Below are 11,472 nucleotides of genomic sequence, written 5' to 3'. Positions count from 1 at the left end.
TCAGCTCGACGTCCAGCTCGGCGTTGTCGCCCGGCATGATCATTTCCACGCCTTCGCGCAGCTTGATGATCCCGGTCACGTCCGTGGTGCGGAAGTAGAACTGCGGACGATAGTTGGTGAAGAACGGCGTGTGACGGCCGCCTTCTTCCTTGGTCAGGATGTAGGCCTCGGCCACGAACTTGGTGTGCGGGGTGATCGAACCGGGCTTGCACAGCACTTGGCCGCGCTCGACGTCTTCGCGCTTGGTGCCGCGCAGCAGCACGCCCACGTTGTCGCCGGCTTGACCTTGGTCCAGCAGCTTGCGGAACATCTCAACGCCCGTGCAGGTCGTCTTCTGGACCGGACGGATGCCGACGATCTCGACTTCCTCGCCGACCTTGACGATGCCCTTTTCGATACGGCCGGTGACCACCGTGCCGCGGCCCGAGATCGAGAACACGTCTTCGACCGGCATCAGGAACGGCAGGTCCAGCGGACGGGCCGGTTGCGGGATGTAGTCGTCGACCGTCTTCATCAGCGCCAGGATCGACTGCTCGCCGATCGCCGGATCGCCGCCGTCGATGGCCACCTTGGCCGAGCCCTTGGTGATCGGAATGTCGTCGCCCGGGAAGTCGTACGAGCTGAGCAGCTCGCGCACTTCCATCTCCACCAGTTCCAGCAGCTCTTCGTCGTCGACCAGGTCGACCTTGTTCATGTACACGACCAGGGCCGGCACGCCGACCTGACGGGCCAGCAGGATGTGCTCGCGGGTCTGGGGCATGGGGCCGTCAGCGGCCGAAACCACCAGGATCGCGCCGTCCATCTGCGCCGCGCCCGTGATCATGTTCTTCACGTAGTCGGCGTGGCCGGGGCAGTCGACGTGGGCGTAGTGACGGTTGGCCGTCTCATATTCCACGTGCGCGGTGTTGATCGTGATGCCGCGGGCCTTTTCTTCCGGCGCCGCGTCGATGTCGGCGTAGTTCATCGCCTTGCCGCCGCCCTGCTTGGCCAGCGTGATGGTGATCGCCGCCGTCAACGTCGTCTTGCCATGGTCAACGTGACCAATCGTGCCGATGTTGCAGTGCGGCTTGTTACGTTCGAACTTTTCCTTGGCCATCGTCTCTACCTTCGCGCCGGCGGGCTTGTTTCAGGGTCATTATATAGGGAGCTGGAGCGGGTAGCGGGAATCGAACCCGCATCCTCAGCTTGGAAGGCTGCTGCACTACCACTGTGCTATACCCGCCTAGCTAGCGGGGTCGCGTCGGCTCCCGGTCTCTGGCTTTGGGACCAAGCCTTGCAGGAGCTCTCGTCGCGCGTGGTGGGGGAAGTAGGACTCGAACCTACGAAGGCGTACGCCAGGGGATTTACAGTCCCCCCCCTTTGCCACTCGGGACATTCCCCCAGCGCGCGATAGAGTTCCTTCAAAGCGGCCTTCCCTCCTCGAAACCGGCGGCGGACCGCCCGTCACGAAAAAGGAACAAAAGCTTCCTCGAGACCTGTGAGACGGTGCTAAAGCAGCGCCGCCCTGGCTCTTGGAAACCCTCGGGGCCCCAAATCGGAGCGCGTCTTATAGTGTCCTCTCATTCCGAACGCAACGACCGGAAAAAGCCTTCTTCGCCCGGACGTGATTTTCGTTCCAAGCCTCGGGAAAACAACAAGTTTTCCAAAGCTCAGGGCGACGCCAAGGACTGGATTTGGGGAACTCACGCCGTCGAGGCGGCGCTTTCCAACCCCGCCAGGCCCGTTCCTAAACGCCTTCTGGCCACCCCGGATCGCGCCAAGCGACTCGCGCCGACTCTGAGCGGCGCGCCCTTCCTGCAGGTCATGGAAGGCTCTGACATCGCCCGTCAGCTGCCGGCCGGCGCCGTGCACCAGGGCATCGCGCTGAAGATCGACGAGCCCGAGACCCTGACCGTCCACGACCTGGGAACGCCGGCCCAGGGCCTGTTGGTGATGCTGGACCAGATCACCGACCCGCAGAACATCGGCGCGATCTTCCGCTCGGCCGCCGCCTTCGGGGCCAAGGGCGTGATCGTGCAGGACCGCCACGCCCCGGCCCTGACAGGGGTGCTGGCCAAGACCGCCGTCGGGGCGGTGGACAAGATCCCCTACGCGCGCGTGGTCAATCTCTCCCGCGCCCTGGAGGAACTGGCCGACCTGGGCTGGCGGGCCGTCGGTCTGGCGGGCGAAGCCGAGCAGACCCTCGACCAGGTGCTGGACGGCCGCCCGACGGTCCTGGTGCTGGGCTCGGAAGGCGAAGGCGTGCGCCGCCTGGTGGCCGAACACTGCGACGTGATGGGGAAAATCGCCATGCCGGGAGGCTTCGAGAGCCTGAATGTGTCCGCGGCGGCGGCCGTGGCGCTCTATGAAGCGTCGAAATCCCGCGCCTAGCCTGACCATGGGCGCGCCGATCACAAAGAACTTGCGCGCGCCCGTCAGCGGGTGCTTGCCAGACCCGCCCGCCTGACGCATTGAGGCCGCATGTTTGAAGCGCTCCTAGCCCAGGTCGGCGGACTGAACGGCCCGTTCGCGGCCTTCCTGTCCGTCCTGATGATCGACCTCGTCCTGGCGGGCGACAATGCGGTGGCGGTAGGCCTGGCGGCCGGCGGCCTGCCGCCTCAGGACCGCAAAAAGGTCATTCTCTACGGCCTGGGCGCGGCCGTGCTGCTGCGCATCAGCTTCGCCCTGATCACCACCTGGTTGCTGGGCGTGATCGGCCTGCTGCTGGCCGGCGGCATCCTGCTGCTGTGGGTGTGCTGGAAGATGTGGCGCGAACTGCGCGAGCAGATCACCCATGAACAGGAGGACGCCCAGGCCTGCCTGGACGACGACCCGACCACCGAGCCGCGCGCCAGGCCGGCCAAGAGCTTCAAGCAGGCCTTCGTGCAGGTGCTGATCGCCGACGTCTCGATGTCGCTGGACAATGTGCTGGCCGTGGCCGGCGCGGCCCGCGAGCATCCGACCATCCTGGTGTTCGGCCTGTTGCTGTCGATCATCCTGATGGGCCTGGCCGCCACCGCCATCGCCAACCTGCTGCACAAGCATCGCTGGATCGGCTTCATCGGCCTGGCCATCGTGCTCTACGTCGCCGCCCACATGATCTGGGAGGGCCACCGCAGCGTGGTCATCGACCTGCACAAGACCGACGCCTACAACGCCGCCGCGCCCTCGTTCCTGGACATCACGTCCGAGGAGCTGGCCGCTCACAACAAGCACAAGTGATGCGCGGCGCCGCCCTCGTCGTCCGGTTGGCCGCGCTCAGCGGCTTCGTGGCCGTGGCGTTCGGCGCGTTCGCCGCGCACGGCGCCCAGGACGCCCGGGCGGCCGAGCTGCTGCACACCGGATCGCTGTATCAGATGACCCACGCCCTGGCGGTGTTCGGCTGGCTGGCCGTGCGCCAGATCACCAAGCCTGAGGCCGGCGGCAAGACAGGCCTGGCGACCCCTGCCCTGTTCCTGGTCGGAACCCTGCTGTTCTCCGGCTCGCTCTATGCCCTGGCGTTCGGCGCGCCGCGCATCCTGGGCATGGTCACGCCGTTCGGCGGCCTGTGCTTCCTGGCCGGCTGGCTGCTGCTGGCCTGGCGCGCGGGCGCGATCGTGGATCGCGCACCCTAGGCCGCCGTCTTCCCGCGCCGGTCCTTGGGGACGGCCAGCAGAAAGATCGCCAGGCTCGAACCCACCAGGCAGGCGAACATCACCGCCGCCACCGGCTTGGCCGTGCCGTCGTGCAGCAGGCCGCCCACCCACGAGGCCAGGGCCCCCGCCCCAAACGACGCCCCGCCCATCAAGGCCGAGGTCGAGCCCGCCCGGCTGGGATCGACGCTGAGCGCTCCGGCCATGGTGTTGCCGCCCATCAGGCCGTAGGTCGACAGGGCCGCGAACAGCAGCGGAAGCACGGTGAACTGGCCGCCCAGGCCGCTATAGGCGGCGACCACCAGCAGGAAGGCGGCGATGATCGAGGCGATGCTGGCCCGCACCAGCACCCGATCGGGCAGGGCGCGACGCAGCAGCAGGCGATTGACCTGGCTGGCCCCGATGATGCCCACGGCGTTGAAGGCGAAGATGATGTTGAACACCAGCGGCGAGTGACCGTAGGTCCCCATCACCAGGTCCGGCGCGGTCGAGATGTAGGTGAACAACGTCGCGCCGTTCAAGGCCCCCGCCAGGCCATAACCGACCAGCCGCCTCTGGCGCAGCAGGGCGAAATAGGCCCGGAACGGGTTCTCCGACCGAGCCTGGATCGCCGTGGCCTCCGACCGCGACTCCGTCAGGCTCAACGCGATCCACAGGCCGATCAGCAGGCCGAAGACCACCAGCGTCCAGAACACGCCGCGCCAGCCGGCGAGGAACTGCACGACGCCGCCGAACTGCGGCGCCAGCACCGGCGCCAGGCCCATGATCAGGGTCATCAAGGACAGCACCCGCGCCGTGTCGGTGTGGTTGAACTTGTCGCGCACCACCGCCCGGGCGATCACCGCCCCCGCGCAGCCGCCCAGGGCCTGGACGAAGCGGGCGGCGATCAACATCTCGATCGACGTCGCCATGGCGCAGGCCACCGAGGCGGCGACATAGATGCCGATGCCCAGCAGCAGCGGAAGGCGGCGCCCGAACCGGTCCGAGGCCGGGCCGTAGAGGAACTGGCCGATCGCCATGCCCGCGAAGAACGCCGCCAACGTAGCCTGAACATCGTCGGGGCCCGCCTGCAGCGTCCGACCGATGGCGGGCATGCTGGACAGGTACATGTCGATCGACATCGGCGCGAAGGCGGTCAAGGCGCCCAACATCAGGACGAGCCGCCAGGGCGTGGCGGCGGGCGTGGATTGTGGGCTGTCGATCATGGCCGCGCTTTTACGCTTGTTTTCCGCAAGGGTAAGTCCCTGACCATGCAAATCGCGGGCCTTGCCGGACACGACGCGCGCCTGCAATCTGGCCAACAATAAGAGAAGCAGGAAACGCCATGACCCGTCTCGCGCCGCCGATGCCCGAGCCCGCGTTCGCGCAGATCAACGGGATCCGCATGGCCTATTACGAGGCCGGGCCGCGCGTGGGCGTGCCCATCGTTTTGTGTCACGGCTTCCCGGAGTTCTCCTATTCCTGGCGCTGGCAGATCGCGGCCCTGGCGGCGGCGGGGCGCTGGGTGATCGTGCCCGACCAGCGCGGCTATGGCCTGACCGACCGCCCCGACGCGGTCGAGGCCTACGACATGGCCCACCTGACCGGCGACCTTGTCGGACTGCTGGATCACCTGGGCGCCCCGAAGGCGGTGTTCTGCGGCCATGACTGGGGCGGCCTGGTGGTCTGGCAGACGCCGCTGATGCATCCCACCCGCGTCGCAGGCGTGGTGGGCGTCAACACGCCGTTCCTGCCGCGCCTGCCGGTCGACCCGATCACCGCCTTCCGCAACGCGTACGGCGACGACATGTACATCGTCCACTTCCAGAAGCCTGGGGTGGCCGACGCCCAGCTGGCCGCCGACGTTGAAAAGACCATGCGCTATTTCATGCGCAAGCCGACCGGGGTGCAGGCCGCCTTCACCAGCGGCGAGACCGGAGGACGGTCTCTGGCCCTGCAGGACGGCCTGGCCCGCTTCGACGTCGCCGACACCTCCGCCCAACTCCTGGAGCCCGAGGAACTGAAGACCTTCGTCGAGACCTTCCAGCGCACCGGCTTCACCGGCGGGATCAACTGGTACCGCAACTTCGTGCGCAACTGGGAACGGGCCGAGCATCTGCCGGCGCGGATCGACGGAATCCCGTGTCTGATGATCATGGCCGAGCACGACGTGGTGCTGCCGCCCTCCCTGGCCGACCGCATGGCCGACCAGATCTCGGACCTGGAAAAGGTGCTGGTCGAGGGCAGCGGCCACTGGACCCAGCAGGAAAAGCCCGAACAGGTGAACGCACTTCTGATCGACTGGCTGGGACGGCGGTTTCCGAACTAGGTCTTATCCCCCGCCAGGATTTCCGCCCGCCGACGCATCGCCGCGGCCATCTGCAGCATGGCCAGGGCCGAGACCTCGTCGCGCTCGGCGGCGCGCACGGTGTAGAGCTGGGCCATCACCTGCAGCGAGATGACCTTGTCGAGGCCCTCCGGCCCCATCATCTCGGCGATCGCACGGTCCAGCTCAGCCAGCTGGCGCGGAGTCAGCATCTCGAGCAGTTCTTCGTCGCTGAGGTCTTCGGGGTTGTTCATGACTCGGGAGACTACGGAAAAGCGAGAGGGGTTGCGATGGCGGACAAGTCCTAGCTTTGGCCGGCCATGGCCTCGACCACGTGGGCGCGATAGAGCACCGCCAGCAGGTCGGTCTGGGTGACGATGCCCTTGAGCGTGCGGTCGGCGTCGACCACCACCGCCTCGTGCACCGCGCCGCTCGACAGCAGCGGCAGCAGGGCCTGGATCGGCGTGGTCTCGCGTACGCGGTGGACGAACGGATCGATCACCGCTTCGACCTTGCGCCGGCGGTTGGCCAGCAATTCGGCGCGCCGCACCAGACCCAGGACCTTGCGGTCGGCGTCGACCACGGGCGCGGTGCGCAACTCGTGCTCCTGCATATAGAGCAGCGCGCTTTCGCAGGTCTGTTGCGGGTCCACGGCGATGACATCGACCGACATGATGTCGCCGCACAGGATCTGGGCGTGCAGGCGCTGGTGGGCCTGCAGCTCGACCTGGCGGAACAGGGCGTCGAGGTCGTCGCGGCTGACGTCCAGCAGCTCGCCGTACTGAGCCAGGGCGGCGTCGAGGTCGCCGGTGGTGAAGCCTGCCCTAGCCCCAGGCGGGACGTCGCTGGTCTTGTGCGGGCTGTCGGCAACAACCGGCGCGCGGTGCGGATACGAGCGTCCCGTCACCCGATGGAAGGCCATGCCGGCGATCACTAGGAGCAGCGAGTCCAGACCCACGGGTGCGAGGGCGAACATCCAGCCGGCCTTGGCCATCTCCGGCCCGGCCAGGGCGCAGATCAGGGCCACGGCCCCACCCGGCGGGTGGAGGCAGCCGGCCAGGGACATCGCCACGATCGCCAGGCCGACCGCCAGGGGTGCGACGAACGGCGCCCCGTGGAGCAACTGGGCGCAGGCGATGCCCACCAGGGCCGACAGGATGTTGCCGAACACCACCGAATGCGGCTGGGCCAAAGGACTGGCGGGCACGGCGAAGACCAGCACGGCTGAAGCCCCGATCGGCGCGATCAGCAGGGGCGAGGTCAAGGGCGCGCCGCCGGCGATCGCCCTGGCGACCAGGCCGGCGGCCATCAAGCCCAGCAAGGCGCCCAGGCCGCCCCGCCCCATATCCAGCCACCGAGCCGGCGTCGGTCGGCTCAGGGTGGGGAGGAATCGCGCGATCATTCCCGTCCGATACGCGAGCGGTGGAGGGAAATGAACCCCTCCCGCCGTTTCCTCGCCCCCCAAAACGGGTTTAGGGTTGGTCATGGATCGTAATGCTTCCGCCCCCCCAATGTCCGCCGCCGGTCGCCGCGGCCTGTTTCGTGACATCGAGCCCTTCTCATTCGGCTGGCTGAGCACGGACGGTCCGCACGAGATCTATTACGAGGAATGCGGCGCGCCGCGCGGCAGGCCGGCGGTGATCCTGCACGGCGGCCCCGGGGGCGCGGTCAACCCGACCATGCGGCGGTTCTTCGATCCCAACAAATGGCGCATGGCGCTGTTCGACCAGCGCGGCTGCGGCCGCTCGCGTCCCAACGCCAGCCTCGAGGACAACACCACCTGGAGCTTGATCGCCGACATCGAGCGGTTGCGTGAGCATCTGGGGATCGAGAAATGGACCGTGTTCGGCGGCTCCTGGGGCTCGACCCTGGCCCTGGCCTACGCCATCGCCCACCCCGACCGCGTCGAGGGCCTGGTGCTGCGCGGGATCTTCCTGCTGACCCAGAAAGAGCTGCGCTGGTTCTACCAGGACGGCGCCTCGATGCTGTTCCCCGACGCCTGGGAGCGCTTCCTGGCGCCGATCCCGGTCGAGGAGCGCGGCGACCTGATGGCCGCCTATCACCGCCGCCTGACCCATCCCGACCGCCGGATCCAGGCCGAAGCGGCCGGAGCGTGGAGCCAGTGGGAGGGCGACACCATCTCGCTCCGGGGTCCCGAAGCCCGCCCCCCGAAGTTCAACGAAGAAGACTTCGCCATCGCCTTCGCGCGGATCGAATGCCACTTCTTCACCAACAGCGGGTTCTTCGAGGAAGACGGCTGGATCCTCAAGAATATCGACAAGATCCGCCACATCCCGGCCTGGATCGTCCAGGGACGGTTCGACGTGGTCACCCCGCTCGACAGCGCCTGGTCGCTGCACAGGGCCTGGCCCGAGGCCAAGTTCGAGATCGTCTGGGACGCCGGGCACGCCTCGACCGAGCCCGGGATCATCGACGGCCTGGTGCGGGCGACGAACGCGGCGTTGACGATCTAGTCGCTCGCCTTGGCCTTCAGCGCCACACTCTCCCAGACCGACACGCCCACCAGGACCAGTGTCGTGGCGATCGACAGCATCAGCGGGCTGAGCATTGGACTGATCGGCGCCAGAACCGCCAGGGCCAGCAGTCCCCCGCCCAACGATGGCGACCATCGGCGGAACACCGCCTGCTTGAACAGCAGGCCGCCCAGCAGGAACAGGAACGGCCCTCCGATCAGAGCGGCGGCGGTCTTCAGATCGGCGTGGCCCAGTGGATGGTGGATGGTCCATTCGTCGGCCACCGCCGTGACGATGATCCCGGCGATCGGCAGCAGGTGGGTGTAGGTATAGGCCACCCGCGCCACGCGGCCCGGATCCTTGGCGTGGCTGATCGCCTCGCTGGCCGCTTCGGCGGTGACCGCGAAATAGATCCACCACATGGCCAGGCTGCCGGCGAACGAGGCCAGGAAGGCGGCGATCACCATCGGCGTCCAAGCCAGGGTCGCCGTGGTCGCGCCCATGACCAGGATCGACTCGCCCAGGGCGATGATCGTGAACAGGGCGCAGCGCTCGGCCAGATGCCCGCCCTCGACATCCCATTCCTCGGCGCGGGCCCGGCCCAGGCCGGGGGTCCAGAACCCCAGGGCCGGCGAGATGTATTCCAGGGCGATCGCCCCGCTCCACAGCGCCAGGCGCGCGCCGTTCTCGGCCAGCCCGCCGGCGATCCACAACACGCCCGACGCCGCGAACCACAGGGAGATCCGGATGAAGTTGCGGCTCTGGAAGGGGTGGCTCCGCATGGCCCAGGCGGTGAACAGGCTGCGCCCCAGCTGGATCGCCACAAAGGCCAGGGCGAAGATCAGGCCGCGCTCGCCGAACGCCTTGGGGATCGACATGGTCAAAACCATGCCCACCACCATCACCACGAACAGCATGATCCGCACCGGCGGCCGCTCGGGATCAAGCCAGTTGGTGACCCACGCCGTGAAGATCCACGCCCACCAGACGGCCATCAGCAGCAGGCTGGTCTCGACCACGCCCGCCAAGGTCGGATGCGCCATCAGGCCGTGCGACAGCTGGGTGACCGCGAACACGAACACCAGGTCAAAGAACAGCTCGACATAGGTGACCCGGGCATGGCCGCCCGAGGCCCGGTCGCGAAGCATGTAGCGGCTTGGCATGTCGATTTCCCCTCTTGGCGAGTCGCCAGCCTAGAGCGTGGCCGCCGAAAGTGGCGGCCAGGATCGAACGTTTTGCCGTCCAGCGCACTTTTGTTTGTATGGACGCCTCGGACCTCCGCCTTCATCGCACCGCCTTGATCGGCGCCGCCGCCGCGGTGACGGTCGGGCTGACGGGCGGCCTGCTGCTGAGGACCGGCCCCCAGACCACGCCGGAAGCCGAGTTCGCCTACACGTCCGAGGCCTCGTACGCCCAGGTCGAGCCGATCGCCTGGCCCGCCGGCAAGGTCCCCGACTACGTGATCGGCACCGACTTCCTGCGCGCCCAACAGAGCGAGCCGCCGCCCATTGTCGTGGCGTCTTACGAAGTTCCCGAATACGTCCCGGCCGTTTGGAGCGAGCCGACGCCCCCGGTTCAGCCGGTCGGATTGGCTCACACGGACCAGCCGTCCTGGCCGTCAACCAGCGGCGACATCCTGAACACCCGCTTGCCGGAGGACGCGCCGCGTCCGCCGGAACCTCCGGAGGCGCCCATCGCGCCCGTCGCCCCCACTCCCTTGACCATGGCCGCCTACTAGAGGCCGCCTCCGGCCTGCAGCCCACATTTGACCAGCGCGCGGTCTCGCCTTTCGCCGCTGAGGGCGCTACTGGAGCGCCATGACCGACTACACGCCCCAGCAGATCGTCGCCCGCGGCGCGCGCGCCGACGCCGAAGCCGCCGCCGACGCCATCGACAACCATCCCGACCTCGAGGGCGCGACCTATTCGATCCTCGAAGAGGACGAGGACAAGGGCATCTGGCGCATCGACGCCTTCCCGACCAATGACGAGGAAGACGCGGGCCTGCTGGACGTCCTGGCGGGCTATCCGCTGAAGGTGGTGCGCGAGCAATTGGCCGACGCCGACTGGCTGGCCATGGCGTTGTCGGGCCTGCCGCCGGTGCGCGCCGGCCGGTTCTTCGTCTACGGCATGCACGACCGCGGCCGCCTGCCGGCCAGCACCGTCAACCTTCGCATCGAAGCCGGCGCCGCCTTCGGCACCGGCCATCACGGCACGACCGTCGGCTGCCTGATGGCCTATGACAAGCTGATCAAGGCCAGGAAGTTCAACAAGGTTCTCGACGTCGGAGCCGGCACCGGGCTCCTCGCCATCGCTGCCGCGCGGACGGGATCGAGAATCGCCGTCGGCACCGACATCGACAAGCCCAGCGTGCGGATCTCCAAGGAGAACGCCAAGGTCAACCGCGCCAACGCCCGGTTCGTCCACGCCTCGGGTCTGTCGAACCGACTGGTGACCGACAACGCCCCCTATGACCTGGTGTTCGCCAACATCCTGGCCCGCCCGCTGGTCAGCCTGGCCCAGGACATCAAGAACGCCCTGGTCCCCGGGGGCACCGTGATCCTGTCGGGCCTGCTGCGCACCCAGGAACGGATGGTCAAGGCCGCCTACGTCTCGCGCGGCTTCAAGGTGGTCAACCGCATCCACCGCGACGCCTGGGCGGCGCTGGTGCTGCAGCGACCGTAGGGAAAACACCCTCTCCCTCCCTCTCTCAAGGAGAGGGTTTTAAAAAAGCGGAACGCCCTTCCCCTCCCCCACGTTTCTCCAGGCGGACATCCGCAGGAGCAACGCCATGACCTATGTCGATCCCCAAGACCCGCCGGAACGTGTGGTTCACGTTCGGCGCGAGGGCGGCGCCACCGGATGGTTCGTGGCCGGGGCGGTCGCTATCGTCGCCGTGGTCGCCATCGTCTTCATGCTGACGGCCGGGGCGCGCACGCCTAGCCAGGATCAGATCGCCCAGGCCCAGGAACAGGGCCGTGTCGTCGGAAACCTCGAAAGCGCCCAGACCGGCGCGGCCCAGGCCACGATCGTCGCCCAGCAGGCCGCCCGCGACGCCAGCGCCGCCGCCGACAGCGCCCGCC

General features: G+C 67.9%; 13 protein-coding genes and 2 tRNA genes. 8 read left to right on the top strand and 7 right to left on the bottom strand.

What is annotated here, in order from left to right:
- The 3 genes from tuf to WAL33_RS01200 all read right to left on the bottom strand — a co-directional run.
- Window positions 1–1,096 (bottom strand): elongation factor Tu (gene tuf, locus WAL33_RS01210; protein ID WP_422177686.1); only part of this gene is annotated, 1,096 nt, incomplete at its 3' end.
- 52 nt (window positions 1,097–1,148) lie between these two features.
- Window positions 1,149–1,222 (bottom strand) — tRNA-Gly (locus WAL33_RS01205).
- Window positions 1,223–1,295: 73 nt separating this feature from the next.
- Window positions 1,296–1,381 (bottom strand) — tRNA-Tyr (locus tag WAL33_RS01200).
- Window positions 1,382–1,551: 170 nt separating this feature from the next.
- Here WAL33_RS01200 and rlmB point away from each other — a divergent pair.
- From rlmB to WAL33_RS01185, 3 genes are all read left to right on the top strand, one after another.
- The gene (gene rlmB / locus WAL33_RS01195) at window positions 1,552–2,370 is read left to right on the top strand and encodes a 23S rRNA (guanosine(2251)-2'-O)-methyltransferase RlmB (RefSeq protein WP_422177684.1); all 819 of its coding nucleotides are present in this window, start codon (window positions 1,552–1,554) and stop codon (window positions 2,368–2,370) included.
- Between the two features lie 90 nt (window positions 2,371–2,460).
- Window positions 2,461–3,201, top strand: a complete 741-nt coding sequence (locus WAL33_RS01190; protein ID WP_422177682.1) for a TerC family protein — start codon at window positions 2,461–2,463, stop codon at window positions 3,199–3,201.
- Window positions 3,201–3,593, top strand: coding sequence for a DUF423 domain-containing protein (locus WAL33_RS01185; RefSeq protein ID WP_422177680.1), 393 nt, complete (start codon window positions 3,201–3,203; stop codon window positions 3,591–3,593). Before WAL33_RS01190 ends, WAL33_RS01185 begins: the two co-directional genes overlap by 1 nt.
- Here the strand turns inward: WAL33_RS01185 and WAL33_RS01180 are convergent.
- Window positions 3,590–4,816: a multidrug effflux MFS transporter gene (locus WAL33_RS01180; protein WP_422177678.1), complete on the bottom strand. Its 1,227-nt coding sequence runs from the start codon at window positions 4,814–4,816 to the stop codon at window positions 3,590–3,592. The genes WAL33_RS01185 and WAL33_RS01180 overlap by 4 nt on opposite strands.
- Window positions 4,817–4,935: 119 nt before the next feature.
- Here WAL33_RS01180 and WAL33_RS01175 point away from each other — a divergent pair, with 119 nt between their 5' ends.
- A complete protein-coding gene (locus WAL33_RS01175) occupies window positions 4,936–5,919 on the top strand; it encodes an alpha/beta fold hydrolase (RefSeq protein WP_422177677.1) in 984 nt (327 codons plus the stop codon).
- On the opposite strand, the gene WAL33_RS01170 is transcribed toward WAL33_RS01175, so the two are convergent.
- Both WAL33_RS01170 and WAL33_RS01165 read right to left on the bottom strand, forming a co-directional pair.
- Complete coding sequence (locus tag WAL33_RS01170; RefSeq protein WP_422177675.1) at window positions 5,916–6,170, bottom strand: low temperature requirement protein A; 255 nt, start codon at window positions 6,168–6,170, stop codon at window positions 5,916–5,918. The two genes, WAL33_RS01175 and WAL33_RS01170, sit on opposite strands and share 4 nt — an antisense overlap.
- Before the next feature lie 50 nt (window positions 6,171–6,220).
- Window positions 6,221–7,318, bottom strand: a complete 1,098-nt coding sequence (locus tag WAL33_RS01165; protein ID WP_422177673.1) for an HPP family protein — start codon at window positions 7,316–7,318, stop codon at window positions 6,221–6,223.
- A gap of 82 nt (window positions 7,319–7,400) precedes the next feature.
- Between WAL33_RS01165 and pip the strand changes: the two genes are divergently transcribed.
- A complete protein-coding gene (pip, locus tag WAL33_RS01160) occupies window positions 7,401–8,390 on the top strand; it encodes a prolyl aminopeptidase (RefSeq protein WP_422177671.1) in 990 nt (329 codons plus the stop codon).
- On the opposite strand, the gene WAL33_RS01155 is transcribed toward pip, so the two are convergent.
- A complete protein-coding gene (locus WAL33_RS01155) occupies window positions 8,387–9,553 on the bottom strand; it encodes a low temperature requirement protein A (RefSeq protein WP_422177669.1) in 1,167 nt (388 codons plus the stop codon). The two genes, pip and WAL33_RS01155, sit on opposite strands and share 4 nt — an antisense overlap.
- A 98-nt stretch (window positions 9,554–9,651) precedes the next feature.
- On the opposite strand from WAL33_RS01155, the gene WAL33_RS01150 reads away from it, so the two are divergent.
- The 3 genes from WAL33_RS01150 to WAL33_RS01140 form a co-directional block, all read left to right on the top strand.
- Window positions 9,652–10,128, top strand: coding sequence for a hypothetical protein (locus WAL33_RS01150; protein WP_422177667.1), 477 nt, complete (start codon window positions 9,652–9,654; stop codon window positions 10,126–10,128).
- A gap of 79 nt (window positions 10,129–10,207) precedes the next feature.
- Window positions 10,208–11,074 carry a 50S ribosomal protein L11 methyltransferase gene (locus WAL33_RS01145; RefSeq protein WP_422177665.1) on the top strand — a complete coding sequence of 289 codons (867 nt, stop codon included), beginning with the start codon at window positions 10,208–10,210 and terminating at the stop codon, window positions 11,072–11,074.
- Window positions 11,075–11,180: 106 nt separating this feature from the next.
- The coding region (locus WAL33_RS01140) for a hypothetical protein (protein WP_422177663.1) at window positions 11,181–11,472 on the top strand (292 nt) is incomplete at its 3' end.

The sequence above is a fragment of the Caulobacter sp. genome, assembly GCF_049283275.1.
In the GTDB taxonomy this organism is placed as follows: domain Bacteria; phylum Pseudomonadota; class Alphaproteobacteria; order Caulobacterales; family Caulobacteraceae; genus Caulobacter.
This window is presented reverse-complemented; position numbering and strand designations above follow the sequence as displayed.